This is a genomic window from Oceanobacillus kimchii X50 (assembly GCF_000340475.1).
GTDB classification, from domain to species: domain Bacteria; phylum Bacillota; class Bacilli; order Bacillales; family Amphibacillaceae; genus Oceanobacillus; species Oceanobacillus kimchii.
This window is the reverse complement of the sequence record NZ_CM001792.1, coordinates 230,147-253,715: the sequence shown is the minus strand read 5'-3', so window position 1 is coordinate 253,715 and position 23,569 is coordinate 230,147. Positions and strand designations below refer to the sequence as shown.

Genomic DNA, 23,569 nt, shown 5'->3' with positions numbered 1-23,569 from the left:
TATCTATAATAGGTTTAAAAAAGAACACTCTCATTGAAGATTTTTTTGAGAGCGCATTAACTTTGCAATATCCATGATATATTTACGATCTAAGGATTCTTTCATTTTTTCCTCTGCTTCAATCATAGCATTCTCTATTAAACATTCTTCATTTCTAGAAAAGTCGTCATCATGATCTATAGAACAATAAAATAACACTGTTTGTCCTTCAATGGCATGAATAACGTCTAAAAACGTAATATTATCCCCTTTTCTCGCTAATCGATAACCACCTTTAGCACCTGGTGTGGATTCAATTAATCCTGCTTTCACTAGTTTGGTCAATATTTTGGATAGATACGTTGGAGACAACTTTTGTGTTTCCGCTAATCGTTCCACACCAATAGATGTTCCTTTTGGCTTATCCGCTAAATACACCATTGTGTGTAATGCATAATTTATCGCTTTAGAAAATTTCATGTTATTACCCTTTCTCAAATAACTATTATAGACCTTTATTATCTGTAATTGATTTTACAATGAGATTCTCTTATTTGCAAATGGAATATTTTTCATTGTGTGAACTTCATAATTATGATACATTTATATGATAAAAATTATTTAATAAGTTTATTTGAAGTACTAAATTCATTTCAATAACATATTGTAAGAATAAATGAAAAAGGACGTGACTTAATGAATCGATATTTAATAATTGCATTAATGATTCTTTTATTGCCGGTTTCTCAATTAACCGTCGGCTCACATAGTCACGTAAGTTTAGAAAAAGCAAACATTGTAGAACATCAGAACACACTTGATTTATCTTATTCTCAAAGCGGCTATAACGATAAGGTTATTTTTTTATCTATTTTTTCAGCTATCATTATAATTAATTTGATTCAACGACTTTCGAGTAATTTTCAAGTTTTATCTATTACTCGCAGAATTCAGTTCACTCCGATATTTTATCAGTCGAGTTATCTGGGTGAATCTCCTTTGACAAACATAAAGTAAAAGTTTTTCAAGGGAGGTAACAATCAATGATTATTCGTTATATCATTGTTGGATTCTTTTCATTAACAGCCTTGTCAGTCTTTACGTATCAAGGCGTAGAAGTATTCCATGCCGTAGCAGACATGTTACGATCAAAATCATAAGAACGAGCAGAATAAACATGTCACAATATCTTAAAAAAGGAAGTGCCTCCGACCGGCATTTCCTTTTTTTATGTACATGTTTAGAGAATAAATTCTTTTCCAAAATAAATCGTTACAATAGTTAAAGCAATAAGAACAATATTCTCAACTGCCCCTCCAGTTTTTGTCGTTATTGGCAAACGTACAGTTACCGAAGCAGGATATAAAAGCTTTATGCCATTTTTTGTACATGCGTCTAAAATCAAATGACTCGCCATTCCAATCACCACACCCATAATAATTGACTGATTATCGGTGATTAGTGTGAGAATATATCCTATTAGTACTAAAAATATCAAACTATGTGTAATGGTGCGATGTCCAAAAATTGCATTGATAATGTTTGATAAAATCGGAAAACGCCTTCCAATTTTACTTCCACCATGACAAATATCCGGTATGATGGAACCAATGGCACCTGAAATAATTAATGCAGTAGGATCATAATTTGAATAATAGGCATAGGCAGTCGTAGCTGCAATACCTCCCATTATATGTGTCTTTCCCGTCATTGTTTTCTCCTCAGATTTATAATTTATTTCTTATGCTGTGCAGTATAATGAGCTTGAATTACTTCCAGTAATTCAGGAGGACGCATATCAACAATAGAGAGCTTATCGATTTCCATCCACTCGGGTGTATATGACCCTCTACCTTCATTAAAAAATTCTGCTCCTTTTCCTGTTCCAAACTCACCATCGATGACTTGAGCAGCAAAATAATATTGTATACCATTATATGCTATTTCTGCAATACACTCTCCAATTGTCACCTGTAATCCTAACTCTTCATAAGCTTCTCTCTTCGCAGCTTCTTGGGGCGTTTCACCTTTTTCAATTCCTCCGCCTGGAAAAACATAATAAACTTTATTACCGAATTCTCTCTTGATGACTGCCACTTTATTGTTTACAGCTAATATAATCGACCCTCTATCTCTCAATAACCTTCCCCCCCCCACAATTATTTTTGAGCCTCAATGGTTACTAAAAGTATTGTAATTATGTTAAAATATAACTACCGAACGTTAGGTTTTATTTTGTGTATACAGAGGTGATATGTATGATGGAGTACATTGTATTAGCAGCTACAGCTTGGTTTATGGGTTTCTTCCCTTTATTCGAAATTTATTTAGCAATTCCAGTTAGTATGGGTTTAGGGTTAGATATGGTATCTTCTATTGTGTGGGCCTGGTTTGGTAATTTTTTTGCCATTCCTTTTATTGCATATAGTTATGATTGGTTAACGAAATTCGAGAGGATTCAAAGATATTTTCATAAGTTAACTCATTCGAAAACAAGCCAACGTTTAAATAAAGGTGGATTTATGATAGTACTTATAGGTACTCCATTATTCGGATCTTGGGCAATTGGAGTGGTTGGTAAAGTAATTGGAATGGATAAAAAACGCCTGTTTTTATCATCCGCAATAAGCATTGGTATTTATGGAATCTTAATAGGCGTCCTTACAAAACTTGGGATTGATTTATTTTCATAATCTCGCATCATTTTTTACCACATAGGTAATCGCCTTCGTTTTCATTAACACAGGCTTTCCTTGTCTTTCAATCGTATACTCGAGTGGTTTCACTACATGTTTCATAACTGACCAGCTTTGGTATGCTTCTTTTAATTTGTTTGTCATATCTGCTGTCCGTAAATTCACTTCCATCTGGGCCTCTAAATGAAGGCCTGTTTTTATATCTACTTCCTCAACTTCTGAATTAATAATTATGCAATTTATACCTTTCTGTTTCGTCCCCTCTGCCATCCCATGGAGAACGTAATCGAGTTCTGACTCTGTCCTAACATGTTCAAGACTGGAAACTGCAATAATAAAATCATATGTATTTGGTTTGATTTGAAAAGTGGCTATATCTTGTTTTACTACTTGAATTCGATCTTCAACCTGATAAATTTTACTATACTCTTTAAGTTTTTCTATTGCAGAATCTAGTAAATCAACACAAGTTATACAGCCTGTACGAATAGAAATTGCTTCGGCAATTGGTATGCTATTCCTTCCAACCCCCGCACCTAAGTCAAGCACCTCTAACGGCTCTACTCCTTTAAAATACGGGATAATATCCAGTACAGTTTGAACAGGTTTATATAGCCAAGACCCTTTTTCAAATAGAGCGAATTTTTCATAACAGTGATCATGATATAATTTCTCTTCAAGACGTATCTTGGCTATACGATCCATTCTATTCCTCCTCAACTTAGTTAGATTGAAACTCCCTACTACTCCATTAGAGATACGATCAACAATAACATGTTCTATTCCTTGTATTTGGAATACCTCTTCTGAACTATCGCCAGAAAGTAGTACATTCAGCTTTATCAGTAATATTAAAATTGATTAATTTTTCAATTAATGAATAATCAATCTCACTGGTCCAAGGTATACGAATGATTTCCTTCGTGTGGTCATAACCAGCCTGTACAATTTCATCTAAAAACTGATTTATTCCTGCCTGTTCTGGGGCAACGGCTAAATGCTTTTTAGAAACACTAAAACCAATAATATACGTATTATGATCGGTAAACATTGGCTGTTTCCATTTAATTTCTTGATTTAATTCAGGATATTTCTTTGTTATCCATTTTAGGATTTCCTCCGTTCTAGAACGATGGTTAGAATTTTCTATTGTCTCTAAAAATTCATCAAATGTATTCATAATCGAACCTCCTTGTTATCTAAATAATCTACTACATATATTTAATTGGATCCGTAGCACCAGCTTCTTCAAATCCTTGCAACCTCAATCTACAACTATCACATTCACCACATGCTTCTTCACCACCTAAGTAACAAGATGTAGTTAAATGATAAGGCACGTTTAATTCCATACCTAACTTGACTGTATCTCCTTTGGATAAATCAATCAGTGGTGCCTCAATCGTTATTGTAGGTTCTGCATTGGTCCCTTGAAATATGGTTTGTTGCATTGCTTCTATAAATTCTGGGCGACAGTCTGGATATCCACTGAAATCAACTGCAGATACACCTACATATATTTTTTCAGCACCTATCGCCTCTGCATAGGAAGCAGCAATTGATAGGAAAATTGTATTTCTTCCCGGAACATATGTATTCGGTACATCTTCACCAACGCCTTCTTGATTTACTTCCATTAATTGATCAGTCAAGGAACTGCCACCAATCTCTTTTAAAAATTCCAGTGAAAATACCTTATGCTCCGCTGCATCAAAATAGGAAGCTACCTTTTTAGCATTCTCAATCTCGCGATCATGCCGCTGACCATAGTGGAAAGTAATTGGATAGATATCATACCCTGCTTCTTTAGCTACTCCCATACATGTCGTACTATCTAATCCGCCACTTAAAATAACTATTGCCTTTTTACTATTCATTTTTTAACACTCCTATGTAATAAATTCCAACTTATTCTAAACTAGCATATTAGTGACTAGACGTGAAGGTTGGTTTTATTTTCTAATAGGATAGAGGCCTTCATTTTGATTTAAATACATAACTAACTTTCTCATAGCCCATCTTTTCTTCGTAAAAACGATGGGCTTGATGACGTTGGATTCCCGAAGAAAGGGCAACACTTTCGTATTCATTATCTGTTGCCCACGTATGTACATAGTTTAATAGATATTCACCATAGCCCTTCGAACGATTGATATTATCTGTAACCAAATCACACACCCATACAAATCTGCCATAATAGAGCGTGATCATTGGTTTGAATCCTACAACAGCTACAATTTCTTGCTGGTCATACAACGCATAAAGACGATAATTATCTTTTTCTACTGCTTCCGATATGAGGATAACATAAGATGCTTTATCGAGATGCGTTCGTAACTGCCTCATAATTGGAAAAGCTTCTAGCCATTGATCTTTTGTTGTTAACCTTGTAACTTTCATTTTGGACCCTCCATTAAAACATTCTTAACAATCGCCCACCCTGTATTGGAATTATTAATCACAATATCAAAGTCTTCGTGATATTTATGCATAAATAACTTGTATTGAACCCTTCTTTCTTTATGTGCAAATATAATGTATTCTTTATTCGCCCCTCTGTCCGCTACATCTCGGTGCATCCTTCTTATAAATTCGGTTTCATCATCCGTATATAAATATATTCTTAAATCAAAAATATTAGGTTCAATAAAAGCCACACTCATTCCTTCTACAATCGTTATCGGAACATTTGCGTAAATGTGTTTGCTTTCACTATATTGAGTTTCTAGTGTTAATAAATCGAGTCCATTCTGAATCATACGAATATCTCTAGTTAGGGAAACTAGATGGTGTGCCGACGGGTGAGATGCCGTCATCTTATAATGATGTAAATTACCTTTATATGTATATTCCATAATAGATTTTTTCCTAACTACCGAATCTATAATATATGGATCGGTATTTAGAATATTTACTTGCTCTTTTTGTAGAAGTGCTTTTAGTTTTGTAGCAAAAGTGGTTTTCCCTGAAGCACCATGTCCGGAAATTCCAATTATCAGCTTTCCATCTTGTTTTTTAATCCAATTAACAACAAGTGTAAGTAATTCATCCATCAAGTGACTTCTCCTTCCACCAAAGTGCTCTATTCTCTAAATCACTTACAAACTGTTTTTTCGCCTTACTATATTCAGAGGGTATATGTATACCTTTTCGCAATCTTTTCCTTAAAAGCACTATACTGTGCTGCTTCAGATGAATGTTGTAATAAGTAATCTCTCAATATTAAATGACGGTCTATCTGTGGATTGCCATATTGATATACATGTATATGATGAGATCTGTTAACTCCTCCCTTTCTAAACAACCTTCTCCCTTCAATTCCCCATTCACCAGCTATATCGTACCCTACACGGTCCATATAGGTATTATATGAATCAATTCGATAAATATCTTTTACGATACACATCATATCGACTACGGGTTTAGCAAGCATTCCAGGTATTGCAGTGCTACCAAAATGTTCAAAAGAAAGTATCTCTTTGCCAAATATACATCTGAGATTAGCTTGCTCTTCTTTATACATCGTTTTCCAATTAGGTGTATACGCTGTTAATCTCACTTTCAAGATGTATCCCTCCCACTTCGGTTTTGAATACTGTTAATCTGCTTTTGCTTTATTGCTTTCGTGAATATCCCTCATGCCCTCAAAAAAATCATATTCTTTTTGGCAAAATTCCTCTAACTGTTCGTTTCCTTTACCTAACTGTTCTAAATAATACCGAGATATCTCTACTCTTCTTGTAATTTCTTTTCTATCAACAGTAGTTGTTCCGTGTCCGGGAACATGATAGTAAATTGGATGCTCTTTAAAGATCCTTATTCCTTTGTCTACCGTACTAACATAGTCCCGATAACCACTAAAAATAAAAGGAAATTCTACGTCTGATAGATAATCCCCAGACAAAAAAATTCCATACGGCTCTATAACCGTAAATATTCCATCAGACGTATGTCCAGGCGATTTATAAAAATATAGTGTAACATTACCAATCTGTAATGTTTCTCCATCATTGACTACTTGATAATCCACGTTAGGATACGCCGGCGTATAATTTCGATATATATAATATTTTTGATCAAACTCTTCAATCTGCTTCTTAATTTCTTCCTTATGTTCATTGTTACTAAACTCTTCTGAAGCAACCACATAGGCTTCTGGAAAAGCACTAGCTCCAATAATATGGTCAAAGTCACTATGTGTATAAATGGTGTATAATTTTTTATTCCCGATATGTTGCGATATGTAGTTTCTAATTTCTTGCACTTCTTCTGGTAACCAATTCGGATCCGTCATAATAAGTGCTTCTTCCGTGTCAATAACGGCAGTCGTTGTCTTGTATAAGGCACTTTGAAAGACGGTAAGGTTCTTATCCTTGAATTGAATCATTTTAGCATTCCTTTCATTAACATATTCTAGACTCATAGGTTAGTTTTATATATCTTTTCGGAAACATATAATTCGATTCGCCTCTGTAAATCCTAGACGAAGATGCATAGCAAGACTTTGTTCATTACCCAGTTCGCAGTCACTTGCAAACTCTGAACATCCTTTTCTTTTTGCCCAACGCTCACATTCCTTCACCAATTCTCTTGCTATTCCTGACTTTCTATAACTTTCCAATACATACAGCCCTTCTAAATATCCAACTGGACTTGAATTTGTTCCTTCTACGTAATCAAACCTTATCTGACATTGCGCAAACCCAATTGCTTCATTGTTTTGATAAGCAAGTAAGACAGCAGCGTGGTCATCTTTAATAAGTAGTTCCATTTCTTTTTCAAATTCGTTAACAGTCTGACTCGGCCATAATTTACAAGCAAACACCGCTGCTATTCTAGCTTCATCTAATATTATTTCTTTAATCATATACTTTCCCTTTCTATTTTTCCTGACATGCTAGTATTTGAGATCGCTTTTCCATTAACCCAATCATCCAAGTAAAAGGATAATACGTGCTCACTTTTTGCCAAACAAGTAGTTATCTTGGAATCATGGAAGGAATAACAAAAAGTATGAAGTGTGCCGAAGTAATCATCATAGTTCTTAAAGAATAATGGAGAATGACTATCTTTAAATCGTTCAAACATTTGCTTCTCGGAAAATCCTTTTTTATTCAATTCCTGCATATGCATATTTCTCTTCATAGAAAACTCTATATACTTTCTATTTTTTTGATGCAAATCTTGGTTTTGAAAGTGATTTACACAAGTAAGGTAGCTTTTGTCTTCACGCATTACAACTTTATTTGGACTAGCTTCAACAACAGCTATATCACCAGACTTATCACCAATAGAAAAATTGTAGCAAGCGGCATGTGGAATTACTTTTAACAGATCAACCGCTTCACTAGTACTAGAACATGTATCCAACACCATTCGTATGGCCGTCCAAGCCGATATACCATTCTGAAACTCCTTAAAACTCACAAAATGAAGCCCCATTACTAGACCCTCACTATTCACCCCATCTAACCTCCCGAGAACTTGTTGCGAATAACCAGCAGATGCATAAGCAACTTCAGAGTCTACTAAGCTAAATATATGATCATATAATAGTGGAGAAAAGTCATAGTTTCGAACATAGAAATCATTTGTAATTGTTGCTGAGCACCCCATTGCATCCATTTTTGGAATATCATAGCCACTAAATATTGCTGCAGCCTCCTTATAGGAAATCTCTAATCCTTCTGATATCCCTTTCAATTCTTCTATAAGATGTGGCGCGTAAGTAGAAAACACGGATTCCATATTTGCTATATCTATCGTTGGTTTCATCTTTTCTTTATACACATCTACAATTTTGTTATTTTTGAGTTGTTCTCCAATTTGATAACCAATGTCAAATGAACTCCCCCTACATTGAAATATATCTACTTCATAAAATTCACTCATTATCCATCACGCCTTCCATGATTCCATTCCTCATTTTATAATTTTCAGATTATTTTTATTGTATCATAAATTATTCATAAATTTACTAATTTACCAGCAACTTAATGGTATAATCATGGCTTTGATTGGTTTTTTTGGAATGCAGTAAAATTAACCTTATACAATGTAATCTTACTGTTGCCATTAGGTGTGTATATCTCATTATTATGGAAAACCCTACGATTAGAGCATGTTGCACTTATTATTTTTCTTAGCAGTCTAACTATTGAAATTTCACAATTAGCATTGGGTTCACTTGGATTTGTAATCAGTAGAAGTTTTGATGTAGATAATCTGATATTAAATACCTTAGGAGAAGCAATTGGATATATCATTGCACAATATTTATTAAGTGTTTGTAAGAAAAAAACGCTCAAAGTTTCTTGAGCGTTTTTTCATAAATTCTATTTTGGTAAGGGAGCTTTATCAGAAATCAATCCTTCTCTAATCAGCTCTTGCCAAAACACCGCAGGAATGGTTTCTTGCATCGCGCTTAAATCTTCCTTGATACGACTCGGTCTTGTAGAGCCAGGAATTACTGCACTAACTGCAGGATGTGCGGTAGAGAACTGTAGCGCTGCTGCTTTTAGACTAATCCCATGTTTGTCGGCAATTTGTCTTAATTGCTGTGCTTGTTTTTTTACTTCTTCGGTCGCCGGTTGATAATCAAAATAATCTCCTCCAAGCAATGCTCCTGAATTATATGGTGCACCAACCACAAATTTTTTTCCTGTTTTTTCACCGAGAGACATCATACGCTCCAATGCACGATCATGCTGCATCAGTGTATATTGTGTTGCTGTCAGGGAAAGATCTGGATTTGCTTCTTCTAATTCCATGGCGACTTCAATTGGAATAGTTGTGTTAACACCAATCCCCCATGATTTGATTACTCCCTCATCACGCAGTCGATCCAGTACTTTAAATGCACCATTTCGTGCTTCTTCAAATTTTGTAATCCATTCATCACCTAAGAAATCTGGTGAAATGTCATGTACAAATATCATATCTAGATAATCTGTATTTAATCGTTTTAGACTATCTTCAATGGAACGTAAAGTCGCTTCCTCTGTATAATCTGTTAGAATCTTATTTTGACGCGCATCTTCAAACAATCCCGATTTTTCTTCCATTTCATCTTCTAAAATAATTCTGCCAACCTTTGAGCTTAAAAGATAATCGCTTCGTTTTTTATCAGACAATGCTTCTCCAAGACGAATTTCCGATAATCCCGCTCCATAAAAAGGTGCCGTATCAAAATATCGAATGCCTTGTTCCCACGCATTTCGGATAGTCTCTTGTGCTTCTTCTTCAGATACCTTTCGGAACATATTTCCTAACGGAGCAGTGCCTAAACCAATTTTTTTATTTAAAGCTTCATGTAGCTTCACTATTCATCACCCCTTAATATTTTTCGTCTTCTTTTGATTTTTTCCCTATAAAATAGAATAATTAAACATAAGAAATCGCGGATATTATATATCAAGATCCCATGAAACTTTTCATATGATTTAATCGTATTACATTATAAGAGGTGATGATAATGAAACAAGGTCAAGGTTGTATAAAGTGCGGTAGTAGAAATGCAGATCAAAAAGATGTATCAATGACTGGTTCAGGATTATCAAAAATGTTTGATGTCCAAAATAACCGTTTCACCGTAGTTTACTGCCAAGATTGCGGTTACTCTGAGTTCTATAATAAAGATAGCTCAACTGCTAGTAATGCATTTGATCTATTCTTCGGTGGTTAAATACATAAAAAAATAAAAAAACCGTCTGAGATTATACACTTTAATGTATAGGTCTCAGGCGGATATTTTAATTACTATTTTTCTATTTTCCCGTCTTTAATAACCGTTTTTATGTTTTCATTATTCGCTAGTAAGTTAATATCCTCTAATGGATTTCCATTAACAATAATAATATCTGCTAACTTTCCTTCTTCAACGGTCCCAACTTTATCTTCCCAACCAAGACACTCTGCAGCTGTCTTAGTAGAAGCTATAATAGCCTCCATTGGTGTCATCCCAGCTTCTGTCATTAAACCAAGTTCGCGTAAGTTTGTTCCATGCTTCATCACACCAGCATCGGTTCCCATTGCAATTTTCACACCAGCTTTATGCGCTTTAGCAATACTTGCTTTATGAAATTCAATAACTTCTTTTGATTTTTGTACTGCGGTATCAGGCATTCCCGTCTCTTTGGCTGTTTCAAGAACAGCAACTGGTGCTAGTAGTGTTGGAACGAGGTAAGTCCCTTTTTCTATCATCATGTCAATTGCCTCATCATCAAGAAATATTCCATGTTCAATCGAATGTACCCCAGCTCTTACTGCGTTTTTGATTCCTTCTGCTCCTTGAGCATGTGCCATTACTTTGACGCCTTTACGGAAGCGTCCTTCTTCTACGATCGTCTCTAGTTCCTCTTGCGAAAATTGAGTGAATTCTGGATGATCCGTAGCACTTAGAACGCCTCCAGTAGCATGCACTTTGATAACTTCTGCACCGGCACGTAACATTTCACGTGTTTTCTTGCGCACTTCTTCTACACCATCACATTTACCACTTGGCATCCCCGGATAATCCGATGGCAATAAATCGACTTCACGTCCGGAAACAGTATAACCATCTCCATGTCCACCGGTAATCGTAAGTGCATTGATACTTAACTGTAATCGAGGACCTGAAATTAAACCTTCTTCTACCGCTTTCTTCACACCAAGATCAGTACCAAGAGCGTCTCTTACAGTGGTAATTCCTGCTTTTAATGTGTTCTCTAAATATTTTGCTGCTTGATAATACATAAAAGAAAAAGGTGTCTCCAATCTTTCTGCAACTGGAGAAAACTCCATCATCATATGCACATGTGTATCAATCATCCCAGGAAGTATTGTTCCACCTTGGGCATCTACTACTTGTTCCTCACCACTGATAGAATAAGCCGTTTCTGATCCTACGTAAGCAATTTGATTATCCTTTACTACAACAATTACATCTTTCTCTGGTTCACCGCCATTTCCATCTATAAACAATCCGTTTTTTATTAATAAGCTTGTCATGATATCTTCCCCCAAATATTATAATGTTTCTACTAATATCCCTGCTATTACAACAGAAGCAACAGTTACTGTTGTAAATCCACCGATTAACATTGGTGTTAAAATTTCATCAAAAATAGTCTGTTCCTCTTCTTTATTCCGAGCAATACTTCTACTTACTTCTTCACAAAGTATATAGTCTGCAGGAAACCCAAATAGTGCCGTTAATGCGACAGGCATTCCTTTATATGGATGCCATTTGAGCAACTTAGATACAACATACCCACCAAGCGAAAGACCAAATGTACCAAGTAACAGCAACACAATAATACTAGGTAAATTGTTTAACACATCTTGTGGTCCAACATCCGCCATGGTTCCAATTACGACAAAGATAATTCCAATCATCGTTAAATTAAACGAATTGGCTTTCTCCAATGATTTATGCTGGAATATACCTAATTTCAAGCCACCAACACCAATTGCCAGACACCATAGACTGTAATGTATTGGTGTTAACTCTCCCAGCACAATACCGATAGATGCCCCAACAAATATAAAGAACAACTTTAATGTCGCACTTGATTTAATTGGACCATCTGGCTTCACTGTTTCTTGGGTAGCGCTTGCTTCATCTTGGTTTATCGGTACAAAAGTGCCGTTGTCGATTTTCTCTTGAATAGTAAATGCATACCTACGCAAGAAATACTGTGCTAAAGGCATACCTAGTACACCCTGAAAAGCGACAACTAATGCAGGAATTACAACTAAACTCGTTAAACCAATTTCTGCTAGTTTTTCTGAAGTAACAATAAGTGCAACAATACCTCCACTCAATGGTCCAACACCTGCTACAGCAGTAGGATAATCAAAGATTAGGCTCACGATAATTAATACGAGTGCCCCTGACACAACTAGTCCACCTAATGAAATAAGTACAGCTTTATACTGACTTTTTAAAAGTGAGAAAGGAATCATCGTCCCCATATGCAAAATTGCTGGTCCAACTAAGATAGCCCCTAGCGCTGCGAACTGTGAAGTTGCGAGCAAATCATTTGGAAAAATACCTGTCCATACACAAATGAGATATCCAACCATCGCAGTAAGCAACATTGGAACTCTTGCCCTTGTAATAATAGAGATATATTCTCCTAGAGCAATTAATGCAAAAATAAGTGTTGTAGCAACCAGTGGATTACTGATCATGAAATAGCCCTCCTTCTTTGATGATAATTAATTAATGATTCCGAAAATTCACTCTGTTGATAGGGCTACATCTATATAATAGTCCAAAGTCTGAAAATGTAGAGTGATTGCTAATTATTATAAACGCATAATTAGTCAAAAATCAACATATTTTTCAGAAAAAATCGAACAGTTTCGTTATTCCACTTATTCCCAACATTAATTTGATAGAACCCCATAACCAAAAAAGACTAGACTATTCCTTAAATTACATGAGTGACCATTTCTTCTTGCTTCCTCTGATTCTGGGCACTCATCTTCCTTATGAGTGACCATTTTCTACTTCTCCCTCCGATTATGGGCACTCATCTTCCTTATGAATGAAAACTTTTTCTACATCTCCTTACTTTGAGCACTTTCCATCTTTCCCAGTAGAAAACCCTCAAAGAATCTTCCGCCATATGGTTCTAGGATTCTATCGACAAATTCAATCATAGACTTCTTCTCATTATATTGATAGAAAGTATCCACGCTCCTTATCAATTCTTCAGTTAGAGTATCATCATGCCTCTGTAAAGCACGATACATTCCTTTCGAATCTCCAACCCATTGATTTTTTGTTCGTAATATAAATTCACAAACAAGATCCATGAGCTTATTTAATATAAATAATTCCTCTGGTCTATATTCACTACCGATAAAATCATCTAACACATCCGTTAAGAAATAGCGCTTTAAGTCAATCTCTTCTTTCGTCCACTTATCAGGTCCATTCGTTAAAATTTGGTTCGCTTCTACTTTAATCTTATCCATTATCCCATCCTCATTCTTGATAATTACTCCATTAGCTACCATATCCGGCAAAGATGGCCGAGCTCGCTTGCGGTCAGACTCAAAGAAAAACTTGTATGATTCACTATTATGTACAAATGCTTCCACTGGCCACCCAAAAGAATTAAATGAAGTTCGATAAGATGCTGGTAATTTTTTATCAAAAATAACGATATCTAGATCAGAAGTATTTGTTGCTTCCCCACGTACTACACTCCCTGCTAAAACCGCTCCAGTACAAGAGGGGAAATGTTGCTCTACTATTTTCCTAGCTGCTTCTCTTGCATTCATGCGATTTCTTATATCTTTCATTACATCTCCTCCTCAAATTAATAATTACCATTTAAAGGGAATATCCGATATACTATTGAATAAATACCTACATAAATTATCAAGGAGGGAAAACAGTGTTACGTATCATTATGATCATTCTCTTCGTGCCAATCTTTACATTAACCGGTTGTACTGAGGAAGAAGAAAAATCCGTAACAAAAAACCCAACTCCATATGAATTCCTCCAAAATGAAAACGCAGACATTTTTCTATTAGAAGATACTGTTTTTTCCAATGCAATAAACATTGAATGGGTTCAAGAAGAAGAATATACAATTGGCGAGGAAATAGGAGAGATTTCTTTCCAATCGAATGAAGCTAAAGATTTTGAAAACGGAACCGCTAATAAACTGCCTGTAGGAACGAAAATTTATGAAACCGATACGCAAGTATTTATTGCAATTGTAGAAAACAGAGAGATTCCATATCTACAGATGGTGGAAGGATAATGGAATTCGTTTCTACAGAATCATATTGAAATAGGAAAAGTTACGTTGTAAAAGGTTCTTCTCAACAGGAACTATCGGACTTATTTCATCTGCTTGGTCTCAGAGCTTCAAACCTGAAGTCCTAGGTATAAATGGTTGAAGCTCTTCTACTCTAGCGTAAAACAATGAATTATATTTAACTTTTCCAAGTCTATCTCTAGAAATTAATATTACTATAGATGCCATATCCGATATGGACTGACCTGTCTTTTCATACCGTTATCTAATTTTCTTCTTTTTCCCATCAGGTAGTTCCCCCTGTCTTCTCAACGTATGAAAGCATCATAAGATAGTTACTTCAACATTCGATTATCACAAAAATACCTGCTTGGTCAGGAATTCCCGCTAAGTCAGACTCCTTTAACATTAAAACATCTACAATACTTATACCATTAACATTTGGTATTAAATTTTCTCCCTCAAACTAATACTCACCTATAAACTCCAATGTTTTCTCAATTATATAAGCCTGGTCATTATCCAGCGTTGCCACGTGATAACTATCTTTTAATGGAATTATTTCTTTCACGTTAGATTCGATTTCTTTATATATGACCTCTGAATTATATGGTGGTACCACATGATCCACATCCGATACAAATATACATGTGGGGCACGTAACTTTATTTAAATCTAATCGTACTTGTTCCATCAGCCCTACAATCTCTCTAATCGATTGAACTGGTGTTTTTTCATATGCTAATTCCTGCACATTCAGCTTTTTTATATCTGATCCAATTGCATCAATAAAACGTGTATCTTTTATATCTGTTGCTGTTTCCATATCTGGCACTTCTATAGCGGCATTTATTAAGACAATTCCTTTTAATTCACTGTACTTCTCTGCCATGTATAGAGATAATGTTCCTCCCATTGACAAGCCGCACATGTAAATAGAGTCACAACGCTCTTGGAGCCACTGATATCCTTCTTCAATAGATTCAATCCAATCATGGAATGTCGTTTTCTCCATATCTTTATAATGGGTTCCATGTCCCTTCAATCTTGGGCTACATATAGTATATCCAGCATCCGCAAATGCTTCCCCAAGCGGTCGCATACTTTGTGTCGTACCGGTAAAACCATGAGAAACCAATACTCCTACACGATTCCCTTCAAAATAAAATGGCTCCGCTCCTTCTAATACGGCATATTGCTCTGGCATCTCTAGCCCTCCATTTTTGAATTTTAACAGAACTATAAGTCAGTAAAATCTTTCCCTATAATTCGATTTACGACTTTACTCATCATCATGAAAATAACCCAAAATGAAATAATTACAACTAAAACCCTCAATACTGTTCTTATACTTCCATCAGGGAAAAACTCGTCTACCAAGTAAACAAAGTAAAGAATAAGACCAGCCCCAATTAATATTCCTAAAACAAACGTCAGTGCAACTCCAAATATTTGCAACATCGTTAACTTCTTGAGCCGATCTTTATTAAGATATAACGCAATGAGAAAAACTAAAATAAATAAGATAACCATTTACATTCACCTTCTTGCAAACTATTCAACTCTCCGATATAGAAAAAATGCCACAACAAAAGAAATCAAAGGAAGGATGGTAAAAACTCTGAACTAATTCTCTGCACCAAGAAAATAAAATGCAGGAAATAAAAATACAATGACACTTCCAATTAAAAAAACAACTCCGGAAAAATTAAATATCCAAAAAAATTAAAACCACATCAATAAAAATTATCCAGTACTGAACACCTCCATCAGGTAAGACTAATTCCACTTAAATGTCTTAACAGTTAACCAATAAAAGATGACACTGATTCCAATAATAATAAGGACATCAGCAATAATAGGGATATTTCCTTCTACACCAAACAAAAATTGATGATAGATATCCGTTAAATACGTAATTGGTATAAAATATGAAATGGTTTGAAATACATCTGGTAAAATATATAATGGCAGCATTGCACCACTTAACATGATAAGAGGGACCATCAAAAAACTTAAGACACCTGAAGCTAGTTCAACATGATTAAAAAGACCACCAAATAGAAACCCAAATATTAAAAACATACAAATACCCAATAATGAAATGACTAGAAAAAGCAAGAGATTACTCATATCAATCATATTTAAGAAAACACCTATTACAACAAATATTACTAATTGAATGCAGGCAAGTACCAACCGGACAATAACCTGCGACAAAACAAAAGTATTCTCCTTTAAAGGCGTAGTTCGAAATGTTTTTAATACCCCTTTTTGTCTCATTTCAATAATTGGTACAGATGTGCCTAAAAAGCCTATACTTGCAAATGCCATCATTAAAATACCAGGAAACATAAACTCGATCATCGTCATTTCCATTACTTCTGATGAAGGAATAACAAAACTCATTCCATAAAATAAGCCTAGGAAAAACAAAGGAAAGATCATTGAAAAGAACAAAATTTTTGGGTCACGAGTAATTTCTTTCAAGCCAACCACAACTAAATTTTGAATAATGGCCATTTCTTTCATAATCCTTAATCAATCTCCTTTCGTAAATCCGTTCCTGTAAGATTAAGGAATACATCTTCTAAACTATCAGATAAGTGCTTTTTATGTGCATTTATTATTTCTTCAGGAGTTCCAGTAACCAAAAACCTATTATTATGTAAAATAGAAATACGATCACATAACTTATGAGCCTCTTCCATATAGTGAGTAGTTAATAAGATTGTGCTTCCCAAATCTCTTACTTCTTTTAATACTTCCCAGATTAGTTGACGTATTTGAGGATCAATACCAGTTGTCGGTTCATCTAATATGATTAATGATGGATTACCAATCAAAGCTAATCCTACTAGTAATCGTTGCTTTTGACCAACAGATAGGTCTTTTATTTTCTTAGTTTCCAGTTGATTTAAAGCTAGTAAATCCATTAATTTTTCAACAGGGATGGATTCTTTATAAAAGCTTGTAAATAATTGGATCGTTTCATAAACCGTTTGTCTTGGCAATAGGTTTCCGACTTGGGGTTGTATACCAATATGTTGCATTATCTGTTTTTGGTTTTGTGGACCCTCAAGGTTCAAAAGCTTGACTTCTCCACTATCAAAAGGTAGAAATCCTGTTATACATTCAATAAATGTTGTTTTCCCTGCTCCATTTCGACCAATAATTCCATGTATCTCATTTTTTGAAATGGTTATATCTACATTATCTAAAACTACTTCACTCTGAAATCGCTTTGTTAGCCCCTTTATAACGACACTTGACTTTTCTTCAATATTTACAGAATGAGACATATCATCCCTCCAATAATCTATACTTTTCCTTAAAACGAGGACTCAATTCACTCCACACATCAAATTTATTGCCATCTGGATCATAAAACACGAAATTCCTTCCCGCATGACCTCTATCTTCTAGTTCACCTACACGAACATCATCTACCGCTAATTCAAGCCGGAGAAATTCTAGTGATTTTACTCCATCCACTTCAAACGTTATGGAAAAATGTTCTTCTCCAGCTAAATCTATAAAATTAGCATTTTGACCAGATGGAGATCTAACAAGAAAAATGCTTTGATTTGCCAGATCTAGAATACATTTATCATCATCTTGATAGTTCACCCGTGCACCTAACTTTTCCACGTACCAATTTGCAGAAAGTTCTATATCGCTTACCGGAATATATGTTGTTCCAATTCTCCAAAGCTTTTCATTCATCAATTTCACCCCTTCACACCATCTTCTTTATTCCAACTCCCTTGTAATTTCCTAAGGAAAATAATCTGACCAGTATGATAGGTTATATGAATAGTTAAATGGGCTATTACCTCTGCTTGCTCCTCCACTTTATTCATACCTGCATTTTGCAATTCCATTTTCCAGCTTTCAATTCCCTTTGTAATCCTTTCACGTACATCATCCCAAGTAAGTCCATCTCTATTCGAAAAAGTGGATTCAACTTTTTTCGTGTCTGTCGGTGCGTTCTTAAATCTGTTTAGATGTCGTTCATTATAAAAAATCAAATGATTTACTATTTCTCGAATGGAGTTTACTTCACTTGAAGGTTTCCAATCTGCCTCTTCTTCTGTCAGTCCTTCTATAGAATAAAATAATGATACAAACCATGTATTTTCCAAACAAGCGTCAATCTGAGCTAATAAAACTTCTTTCGTATTCATTGATTTCCTCCTTATTTTTTAATATTTATAATGTCTATGAATACATCTACCTAATTATTTCTACATAAATATGTGAATCCCTTTGTCTTTCCAATGAATAGCGATATTTTATTTTGATACAAAAGGATTGCCATCTACCCAAAATCGATAAGGATAATCCTTTGCCTCACCAGTATTTTCTATGCCAATTCGACTTCCGCTTTTCACTGATACGGGAGATTTTCCTTCAGATATAAATAAAGGAGGCTCTAGCATGTAGCGGCCATAATCCTCCATGTGTATCCCCATAGCTTGTGTTAATTTTCCTGGCCCACTGGTTAAGTTCTGAAACTTCTTCACTGGTCTCCGCATAAGCATTTCATCTATACCGGAAAAAGGTTCGACCGCTCGAATTAGCACGCTTTCAGGATCACCTTCCATACTACTAACCACATTAATCAGACGATGATTATGAATGAGATGCACATATGCATGCCCTGGTTTAGCATAGAGAATTTCTGTACGTTTTGTCCTTCGATTTCCATAACCGTGAGCTGCTCGGTCTGAATTTCCCAGATAAGCCTCTGTCTCAACAATAATACCTGAAGTTGTTCCTTCTTCCGTTTGTTTCACTAAAATACAACCTAATAGATTTTTCGCTAATTCAAGTGTTGGTACTTGGTAAAATGATTCAACTAATGGTTCGAAATTCTGCTGTTGCTCCATTATCTACACATCCTTTTTCATTTTCTTTCAGTGTACCCGTTCTCAGCAGTTCATAAATATAACCAATATTCTAACTATTTATGATATATTAAATTTAAAGATGTATTGGAGGTGTATCATGAAAACATTCTATTATTGATTATATGTTGTACTTTCCTCTTTCTTGTAGGATGTGTGGAAGAAACGATAACTATTGATAAACCAGTTCATTCAAGTGCTAAAGAAAATCAATTACTGGAACCACCACAATTATCAATCGATATTGGTAATAAAATAATCACAACCATTCAAGGAACATACAGTTGGGAATACGAAAATAAAGATGGGCCCATGACAAATACTACGGTAGATATAGACGGGCCATCTGAATTAGCAAAACAATTCGATTCACCTAATGTGACTACAAACTCTCAAGTTACATTAAACTTTGACATGGAACCTAGTAAATATGCTGTTAGAATCTGGGAGGATAATCAAGTGGTAAGTTCTTCTGATTCTATAGATTTAATGAATAAAGGAGAGATAATCTATGAAATTATAGGTTATTGGGATCAAGGAGAAGCATCTTATATATTCTCTCTCCATATCGACTAAAAGAAATTAAAAATTACCGATAAAGCCCATTTACCACATTTATTAAACGTTGCTTATTTTCAGAAGGGACCACCTCAAATAATCGTGCACCAGCGATAATTGGTCCCCATTGAAAAACTTCATCTTGAGTTATTTCTGAAGTTGAACAATACTGATTTACATAAAGATCCGCTAACTCTTGATTGGATCCAGATAGCAATAAATAAGTTCGGTAAACATCTGCCCGAATATCTCCAGCACTAGCATCAACCCAATCAATAATGATAGTTTCATCCTTTTTCTCATCTATTAACACATTAAACGGATGCAAATCACCATGACAAAGATATGCTGTATAATCGATTTTATTTAATTCCTTTAGTAAATCCCTCTTTTGTTTCTTATTTAATACAGCATTGTTCGTTATTTGGTATTCGAGCTTTTCACTCATCGATTCAATTAAATGGTCCTTGACTGCAATTTGATGGATATGTTGTTGGACTTTAACGCAAATCAACATAATCTCTTCGATAGTCTTTGTTTGTCCTAAAATATACTCACCAAGCGGAGTAGCATTCATATATTCCATAATAATCGCCTGTCGATTGTTTATTATAGTCACATCAAAAATTTTCGGTACATGTAACCCACATTTTTTAGCAAATTGCTGCTTGCTAGCCTCTTTTTCCGCTTCAACTCCAGGAAAATCTGGTTTGAATAGCTTTACAACCTTTTTATCATCCATAGCGTAAATATCTGCTGTATTCCCTTTTGCTATTAATTCACCTAGCTTCATTACTATTCACCAACTTGTTCAATCATTTATTACATCTGCTTTGCTCTATTTCGTCCTAACTGGTGATATCAAATACCTCAATGATGAATTATTGGTTGGTCGTATAAAAACCGGAGACATAGATTGTCCAAAATTCAACATTACCCTATCTTCTTCAATTTTCTTTAACGCCTCCAACATATATTTACCATCAAACGTTAGATTAATATTTGATTTTCCTTTGACTACTTCAATCTCTTGTCGTTCTTGAATTGTTCCATACTCTGTAGAATTGGATGATATATCTATGCACTTATCCAAAATTTGTAGATTCACATTGTTGTTCTCCCATTCAGTTGCAAAAACACATGCTCGATCAATTCCTTTAATCAAGCTATCTTTTGACATTGAAATTACCAAATTAGCATCTCTATTTAATAAGCTTTGCACATTTGGGTATGTGCCGTTAATTAATTTTGTATAAAGTGATACATTTTTATATTTGAATATAGCATGATTATTATATACGTATATAGATGTATTGTGTGCGGAATCAGAAGGAAGCGTATTTACAAAATAGGTTATCCCTACTGTAGGAACAATAAAGGATTCTTGATGATTACTAGATTCGATGTCTATCTCTTTTGTTGCTAGTCGATAAGAATTCGTTGCTATTAACTTTAGCTTTTTATTTTCGAGCAATATGTTTATCCCAGTTAATACTGGCTTTGTCTCATTAATAGAAACAGCAAAAGCAGTTTGCAGTATAGCTTTTTTTAACTCATTAGAAGAGATTGTTATTGGTTCAACGCTACCCCGTTGAGGTAATTGTGGAAATTCATCTGCTATCAGTCCATTAATAGTTGTTTGAATCGACCCGGACATAATTGAAACTTGATTACCTTGTAATTTCATATGCACTTCATTTTCACATTTTTTTAAAATAGCAACTACTATTTTCGCAGGTAATACAACCGTTCCTGTATTAATAATATCAACTACGTGTTGATGCTTATTTCCTGTAGTTATTGGAATGGTGTTCGTTAAAAACATATCTGAATTAGCTCCAGTAACTATTATCTTTTCATTTGTTACTTCTAATTTTATTCCTGTTAATACGGTTATTGTGGTATTTGAGGAAACAGCTTTATTCACTATAGATAGTGCTTTATAAAAAACTTCTTTATTCAATCGAAATTCCAATTTTCAGCAACCCTTTCATCAGTTCATTAACTCCTTTAATACAATTGAGAAACGACCTTGCCTACTGCTTTTTCGATAACATCTGGTCTATCCAAATGGACATTGTGACTCGCGTTTTCTGCGATGATTAGTTCGCTGTGACAACTTAACGAAAGCTGATCAATAATTAGTTGATGCCAGGTATTTTCAAACAACTCCAGTTCTGACTTTGGGGACCCGTCATTTATACCAGTCTGGATATTGAATTGTTTGTCCCGTCCTATAACAATCAACGGTGTGTTTTTTGGATTATGCAAGTGTTTTATGTGCTCCGCATCATATTTCCAATTTCTTATTTCGGATGCCATGGCTTTATATAGAAGTGGATTTAGAGAAAATGTTAAAATGTTTCGTTGAATTTCAGTTGGTAATTGTTTTTCTTTTTCAGTTAAACTTGGTTGTAACTCATGAAATATTTCATCCTCACTCATAGTAGAATATTCCATACATTTTTGTATCCAAATTTCATCTGTAGAATCCTTATTCAAAAGAGGTAGATCAAGCTCATCTAACTCATGTAAGTCAACAGATGTAGAATCTACTAGTATTAATCCACCTACTAAATATGGATACTTTTTTAGAAAATGTTGGGCACACAAACCTCCATATGAATGGCCAACAAGGATTATTGGTTCTTTAAAATCCAAGCATTCTATAAGATTAAATAATTCTTGAACTGCTTTTCTAGTATTTCGATTATCATCCTGCAACTGACTTCTTCCTAGTCCTGGTCTATGATACATTAGCACCCTATTTGTTTTACAAAGCGATTCACTAACACTGTGCCATTCGTAAAAAGAACAACCCATGCCAGTTAAAATGACAACTGGTGCTCCAGTTGATCCTTTCAAACTAATTTCAACACCTTTAAGAAAAGTAATATGATCACCACCAAGTTTCCGTTTTCTTAGTTAATTTTCTCTACTTGATAGTAGATTTCCTTCTCGAAATTTTGAAGGGCCAGCTTACTTCACTATCCCAATCACGAAACCGTCATAACCTTTGGAACCAACTGTTTGAATAGCAGTAGATTCAATACGTTCTTCGTTTTCAAGCATATTCATAAATTCTCTTAGCCCTTGGATACGTTCATCTTCACTTTTTTGATCAATTACTTCTCCATTTCGCACAACATTATCTGCAATAAGGAGCGCCCCTTCATTCGCTAACCGTAAAGCCCATTCTAAATACTTGGGATTATTTTGTTTATCGGCATCAATAAAAATAACATCAAAAGACTCGCCTGCATTTTCTAAGGTTGGAAGAGTATCAATTGCATTTCCAACAAGCACTTGTACCGTTTGTTTGAATCCTGCGTTCTCTATATTTTTCCTTGCTATTTCCGCATGGGTTTGATTTGCTTCTAAAGTTACTACTTTACCATTCTGAGTTACTCCTTTGGCAAACCATATTGAACTGTAACCACCCAATGTTCCAATCTCTAACACTTGTCTCGCGGACTTCATTTTTGTTAATAGGTATAATAACTTCCCTTGTAAAGGTGCCACATCAATTTGTGGTAATCCTGCTGCTTGATTATTCTCTAATATTTGATTTAATATTTTGTCTTCAGGTAAAAGCTTTTCCTCAAAGTACTCGTCTACATTATTCCATAATGAATGATTTTTCATAAAGTTCTCTCCTCTC

The 23,569-nt window shown here is 34.8% G+C and carries 32 protein-coding genes and 1 pseudogene; 6 read left to right on the top strand and 27 right to left on the bottom strand.

The features are described from left to right. Positions 1–30: 30 nt before the first annotated feature. Positions 31–459 (bottom strand): Rrf2 family transcriptional regulator, encoded by a 429-nt coding sequence (locus C794_RS01515; RefSeq protein WP_017795374.1) that lies wholly within the window; start codon positions 457–459, stop codon positions 31–33. Between the two features lie 216 nt (positions 460–675). Between C794_RS01515 and C794_RS20610 the strand changes: the two genes are divergently transcribed. Continuing rightward, on the top strand, positions 676–996 hold the full coding sequence (locus tag C794_RS20610; protein ID WP_139136374.1) for a hypothetical protein: 321 nt from the start codon (positions 676–678) through the stop codon (positions 994–996). Between the two features lie 223 nt (positions 997–1,219). Here the strand turns inward: C794_RS20610 and C794_RS01505 are convergent, their stop codons facing one another. Together C794_RS01505 and C794_RS01500 are read right to left on the bottom strand one after the other, a co-directional pair. Then, positions 1,220–1,690, bottom strand: coding sequence for a metal-dependent hydrolase (locus tag C794_RS01505; protein ID WP_017795372.1), 471 nt, complete (start codon positions 1,688–1,690; stop codon positions 1,220–1,222). A gap of 23 nt (positions 1,691–1,713) precedes the next feature. Continuing rightward, on the bottom strand, positions 1,714–2,118 hold the full coding sequence (locus C794_RS01500; protein ID WP_017795371.1) for an NUDIX hydrolase: 405 nt from the start codon (positions 2,116–2,118) through the stop codon (positions 1,714–1,716). Positions 2,119–2,237: 119 nt separating this feature from the next. On the opposite strand from C794_RS01500, the gene C794_RS01495 reads away from it, so the two are divergent. After that, positions 2,238–2,672, top strand: a complete 435-nt coding sequence (locus C794_RS01495) for a small multi-drug export protein (RefSeq protein ID WP_026133682.1) — start codon at positions 2,238–2,240, stop codon at positions 2,670–2,672. Here C794_RS01495 and C794_RS01490 read toward each other — a convergent pair. The 9 genes from C794_RS01490 to C794_RS01450 form a co-directional block, all read right to left on the bottom strand. Then, positions 2,667–3,380: a class I SAM-dependent methyltransferase gene (locus C794_RS01490; protein WP_017795369.1), complete on the bottom strand. Its 714-nt coding sequence runs from the start codon at positions 3,378–3,380 to the stop codon at positions 2,667–2,669. The two genes, C794_RS01495 and C794_RS01490, sit on opposite strands and share 6 nt — an antisense overlap. A 106-nt stretch (positions 3,381–3,486) precedes the next feature. After that, complete coding sequence (locus tag C794_RS01485) at positions 3,487–3,855, bottom strand: iron chaperone (RefSeq protein WP_017795368.1); 369 nt, start codon at positions 3,853–3,855, stop codon at positions 3,487–3,489. A gap of 31 nt (positions 3,856–3,886) precedes the next feature. Further along, entirely contained in the window at positions 3,887–4,552 is a 666-nt protein-coding gene (queC, locus tag C794_RS01480) for a 7-cyano-7-deazaguanine synthase QueC (protein WP_017795367.1), read from the bottom strand. Between the two features lie 100 nt (positions 4,553–4,652). Next, the gene (locus tag C794_RS01475; protein WP_017795366.1) at positions 4,653–5,075 is read right to left on the bottom strand and encodes a GNAT family N-acetyltransferase; all 423 of its coding nucleotides are present in this window, start codon (positions 5,073–5,075) and stop codon (positions 4,653–4,655) included. Continuing rightward, positions 5,072–5,728, bottom strand: coding sequence for a uridine kinase family protein (locus tag C794_RS19590; RefSeq protein ID WP_017795365.1), 657 nt, complete (start codon positions 5,726–5,728; stop codon positions 5,072–5,074). Before C794_RS19590 ends, C794_RS01475 begins: the two co-directional genes overlap by 4 nt. Before the next feature lie 74 nt (positions 5,729–5,802). Continuing rightward, positions 5,803–6,234 (bottom strand): GrpB family protein, encoded by a 432-nt coding sequence (locus C794_RS19585; protein ID WP_338112042.1) that lies wholly within the window; start codon positions 6,232–6,234, stop codon positions 5,803–5,805. 39 nt (positions 6,235–6,273) lie between these two features. Continuing rightward, positions 6,274–7,062 carry an MBL fold metallo-hydrolase gene (locus tag C794_RS01460; protein WP_017795363.1) on the bottom strand — a complete coding sequence of 263 codons (789 nt, stop codon included), beginning with the start codon at positions 7,060–7,062 and terminating at the stop codon, positions 6,274–6,276. A gap of 45 nt (positions 7,063–7,107) precedes the next feature. Continuing rightward, complete coding sequence (gene aac(6') / locus C794_RS01455) at positions 7,108–7,542, bottom strand: aminoglycoside 6'-N-acetyltransferase (protein WP_017795362.1); 435 nt, start codon at positions 7,540–7,542, stop codon at positions 7,108–7,110. Continuing rightward, a complete protein-coding gene (locus tag C794_RS01450) occupies positions 7,539–8,567 on the bottom strand; it encodes a C45 family autoproteolytic acyltransferase/hydrolase (protein WP_017795361.1) in 1,029 nt (342 codons plus the stop codon). Before C794_RS01450 ends, aac(6') begins: the two co-directional genes overlap by 4 nt. A 153-nt stretch (positions 8,568–8,720) precedes the next feature. Between C794_RS01450 and C794_RS21330 the strand changes: the two are divergent. Continuing rightward, positions 8,721–8,993, top strand: a pseudogene (locus C794_RS21330) (VanZ family protein); the annotation flags it as partial. Between the two features lie 17 nt (positions 8,994–9,010). Here C794_RS21330 and C794_RS01440 read toward each other — a convergent pair. After that, positions 9,011–9,997 (bottom strand): aldo/keto reductase, encoded by a 987-nt coding sequence (locus C794_RS01440; protein ID WP_017795359.1) that lies wholly within the window; start codon positions 9,995–9,997, stop codon positions 9,011–9,013. Positions 9,998–10,149: 152 nt separating this feature from the next. On the opposite strand from C794_RS01440, the gene C794_RS01435 reads away from it, so the two are divergent. Beyond that, a complete protein-coding gene (locus tag C794_RS01435) occupies positions 10,150–10,359 on the top strand; it encodes a zinc ribbon domain-containing protein (protein ID WP_017795358.1) in 210 nt (69 codons plus the stop codon). A gap of 74 nt (positions 10,360–10,433) precedes the next feature. Here C794_RS01435 and C794_RS01430 read toward each other — a convergent pair whose 3' ends face one another. The 3 genes from C794_RS01430 to C794_RS01420 all read right to left on the bottom strand — a co-directional run bounded on the left by C794_RS01430 (position 10,434) and on the right by C794_RS01420 (position 13,973). Next, positions 10,434–11,666 carry a metal-dependent hydrolase family protein gene (locus C794_RS01430; protein WP_017795357.1) on the bottom strand — a complete coding sequence of 411 codons (1,233 nt, stop codon included), beginning with the start codon at positions 11,664–11,666 and terminating at the stop codon, positions 10,434–10,436. Between the two features lie 18 nt (positions 11,667–11,684). Next, positions 11,685–12,851, bottom strand: coding sequence for a hypothetical protein (locus C794_RS01425; RefSeq protein WP_017795356.1), 1,167 nt, complete (start codon positions 12,849–12,851; stop codon positions 11,685–11,687). 372 nt (positions 12,852–13,223) lie between these two features. Further along, positions 13,224–13,973 carry a nucleotidyltransferase domain-containing protein gene (locus C794_RS01420; protein ID WP_017795355.1) on the bottom strand — a complete coding sequence of 250 codons (750 nt, stop codon included), beginning with the start codon at positions 13,971–13,973 and terminating at the stop codon, positions 13,224–13,226. 95 nt (positions 13,974–14,068) lie between these two features. Here C794_RS01420 and C794_RS01415 point away from each other — a divergent pair, with 95 nt between their 5' ends. Further along, positions 14,069–14,443, top strand: coding sequence for a hypothetical protein (locus C794_RS01415; RefSeq protein WP_017795354.1), 375 nt, complete (start codon positions 14,069–14,071; stop codon positions 14,441–14,443). Positions 14,444–14,906: 463 nt separating this feature from the next. On the opposite strand, the gene C794_RS01410 is transcribed toward C794_RS01415, so the two are convergent. From C794_RS01410 to C794_RS01380, 7 genes are all read right to left on the bottom strand, one after another. After that, positions 14,907–15,647 carry an alpha/beta hydrolase gene (locus C794_RS01410; protein ID WP_017795353.1) on the bottom strand — a complete coding sequence of 247 codons (741 nt, stop codon included), beginning with the start codon at positions 15,645–15,647 and terminating at the stop codon, positions 14,907–14,909. A gap of 32 nt (positions 15,648–15,679) precedes the next feature. Further along, positions 15,680–15,901 (bottom strand): hypothetical protein, encoded by a 222-nt coding sequence (locus C794_RS01405; protein ID WP_139342871.1) that lies wholly within the window; start codon positions 15,899–15,901, stop codon positions 15,680–15,682. A gap of 318 nt (positions 15,902–16,219) precedes the next feature. Next, positions 16,220–16,963, bottom strand: a complete 744-nt coding sequence (locus C794_RS01400; protein ID WP_195891532.1) for an ABC transporter permease — start codon at positions 16,961–16,963, stop codon at positions 16,220–16,222. Between the two features lie 14 nt (positions 16,964–16,977). Beyond that, positions 16,978–17,742 (bottom strand): ABC transporter ATP-binding protein, encoded by a 765-nt coding sequence (locus C794_RS19575; RefSeq protein WP_017795350.1) that lies wholly within the window; start codon positions 17,740–17,742, stop codon positions 16,978–16,980. Position 17,743: 1 nt separating this feature from the next. Beyond that, a complete protein-coding gene (locus C794_RS01390) occupies positions 17,744–18,166 on the bottom strand; it encodes a VOC family protein (protein ID WP_017795349.1) in 423 nt (140 codons plus the stop codon). A gap of 5 nt (positions 18,167–18,171) precedes the next feature. Then, positions 18,172–18,627: a DinB family protein gene (locus tag C794_RS01385; RefSeq protein WP_017795348.1), complete on the bottom strand. Its 456-nt coding sequence runs from the start codon at positions 18,625–18,627 to the stop codon at positions 18,172–18,174. 108 nt (positions 18,628–18,735) lie between these two features. Beyond that, positions 18,736–19,332, bottom strand: coding sequence for a DNA-3-methyladenine glycosylase (locus C794_RS01380; protein ID WP_017795347.1), 597 nt, complete (start codon positions 19,330–19,332; stop codon positions 18,736–18,738). 174 nt (positions 19,333–19,506) lie between these two features. Here C794_RS01380 and C794_RS01375 point away from each other — a divergent pair, with 174 nt between their 5' ends. Next, the gene (locus C794_RS01375; RefSeq protein ID WP_017795346.1) at positions 19,507–19,926 is read left to right on the top strand and encodes a hypothetical protein; all 420 of its coding nucleotides are present in this window, start codon (positions 19,507–19,509) and stop codon (positions 19,924–19,926) included. A gap of 13 nt (positions 19,927–19,939) precedes the next feature. Here the strand turns inward: C794_RS01375 and C794_RS01370 are convergent, their stop codons facing one another. From C794_RS01370 to C794_RS01355, 4 genes are all read right to left on the bottom strand, one after another. Beyond that, on the bottom strand, positions 19,940–20,701 hold the full coding sequence (locus C794_RS01370) for an aminoglycoside phosphotransferase family protein (protein ID WP_017795345.1): 762 nt from the start codon (positions 20,699–20,701) through the stop codon (positions 19,940–19,942). A 45-nt stretch (positions 20,702–20,746) separates the two neighbouring features. After that, a complete protein-coding gene (dnaN, locus tag C794_RS01365; protein ID WP_017795344.1) occupies positions 20,747–21,883 on the bottom strand; it encodes a DNA polymerase III subunit beta in 1,137 nt (378 codons plus the stop codon). Positions 21,884–21,918: 35 nt separating this feature from the next. Then, positions 21,919–22,773 (bottom strand): alpha/beta hydrolase, encoded by an 855-nt coding sequence (locus tag C794_RS01360; protein ID WP_017795343.1) that lies wholly within the window; start codon positions 22,771–22,773, stop codon positions 21,919–21,921. A 114-nt stretch (positions 22,774–22,887) separates the two neighbouring features. Next, entirely contained in the window at positions 22,888–23,553 is a 666-nt protein-coding gene (locus tag C794_RS01355; RefSeq protein WP_017795342.1) for an O-methyltransferase, read from the bottom strand. Between the last annotated feature and the right edge of the window lie 16 nt (positions 23,554–23,569).

Bases quoted from the DNA above. Each gene is read 5' to 3' on its own strand.
- C794_RS01380 (WP_017795347.1), bottom strand. From the start codon at position 19,332: ATGGAGCAACAGCAGAATTTCGAACCATTAGTTGAATCATTTTACCAA.
- C794_RS01405 (WP_139342871.1), bottom strand. From the start codon at position 15,901: ATGTTGCAAATATTTGGAGTTGCACTGACGTTTGTTTTAGGAATATTA.
- C794_RS01475 (WP_017795366.1), bottom strand. From the start codon at position 5,075: ATGAAAGTTACAAGGTTAACAACAAAAGATCAATGGCTAGAAGCTTTT.
- C794_RS01485 (WP_017795368.1), bottom strand. From the start codon at position 3,855: ATGAATACATTTGATGAATTTTTAGAGACAATAGAAAATTCTAACCAT.
- C794_RS19575 (WP_017795350.1), bottom strand. From the start codon at position 17,742: ATGTCTCATTCTGTAAATATTGAAGAAAAGTCAAGTGTCGTTATAAAG.
- C794_RS01385 (WP_017795348.1), bottom strand. From the start codon at position 18,627: ATGAATACGAAAGAAGTTTTATTAGCTCAGATTGACGCTTGTTTGGAA.
- C794_RS01490 (WP_017795369.1), bottom strand. From the start codon at position 3,380: ATGGATCGTATAGCCAAGATACGTCTTGAAGAGAAATTATATCATGAT.
- queC (WP_017795367.1), bottom strand. From the start codon at position 4,552: ATGAATAGTAAAAAGGCAATAGTTATTTTAAGTGGCGGATTAGATAGT.
- C794_RS01505 (WP_017795372.1), bottom strand. From the start codon at position 1,690: ATGACGGGAAAGACACATATAATGGGAGGTATTGCAGCTACGACTGCC.
- C794_RS01435 (WP_017795358.1), top strand. From the start codon at position 10,150: ATGAAACAAGGTCAAGGTTGTATAAAGTGCGGTAGTAGAAATGCAGAT.
- C794_RS01515 (WP_017795374.1), bottom strand. From the start codon at position 459: ATGAAATTTTCTAAAGCGATAAATTATGCATTACACACAATGGTGTAT.
- C794_RS20610 (WP_139136374.1), top strand. From the start codon at position 676: ATGAATCGATATTTAATAATTGCATTAATGATTCTTTTATTGCCGGTT.
- C794_RS01450 (WP_017795361.1), bottom strand. From the start codon at position 8,567: ATGAGTGAATTTTATGAAGTAGATATATTTCAATGTAGGGGGAGTTCA.
- C794_RS01390 (WP_017795349.1), bottom strand. From the start codon at position 18,166: ATGAATGAAAAGCTTTGGAGAATTGGAACAACATATATTCCGGTAAGC.
- C794_RS01460 (WP_017795363.1), bottom strand. From the start codon at position 7,062: ATGATTCAATTCAAGGATAAGAACCTTACCGTCTTTCAAAGTGCCTTA.
- C794_RS01420 (WP_017795355.1), bottom strand. From the start codon at position 13,973: ATGAAAGATATAAGAAATCGCATGAATGCAAGAGAAGCAGCTAGGAAA.
- C794_RS01355 (WP_017795342.1), bottom strand. From the start codon at position 23,553: ATGAAAAATCATTCATTATGGAATAATGTAGACGAGTACTTTGAGGAA.
- C794_RS01410 (WP_017795353.1), bottom strand. From the start codon at position 15,647: ATGCCAGAGCAATATGCCGTATTAGAAGGAGCGGAGCCATTTTATTTT.
- C794_RS01370 (WP_017795345.1), bottom strand. From the start codon at position 20,701: ATGAAGCTAGGTGAATTAATAGCAAAAGGGAATACAGCAGATATTTAC.
- C794_RS01425 (WP_017795356.1), bottom strand. From the start codon at position 12,851: ATGATCAGTAATCCACTGGTTGCTACAACACTTATTTTTGCATTAATT.
- C794_RS01495 (WP_026133682.1), top strand. From the start codon at position 2,238: ATGATGGAGTACATTGTATTAGCAGCTACAGCTTGGTTTATGGGTTTC.
- C794_RS01430 (WP_017795357.1), bottom strand. From the start codon at position 11,666: ATGACAAGCTTATTAATAAAAAACGGATTGTTTATAGATGGAAATGGC.
- C794_RS19590 (WP_017795365.1), bottom strand. From the start codon at position 5,728: ATGGATGAATTACTTACACTTGTTGTTAATTGGATTAAAAAACAAGAT.
- C794_RS01400 (WP_195891532.1), bottom strand. From the start codon at position 16,963: ATGGCCATTATTCAAAATTTAGTTGTGGTTGGCTTGAAAGAAATTACT.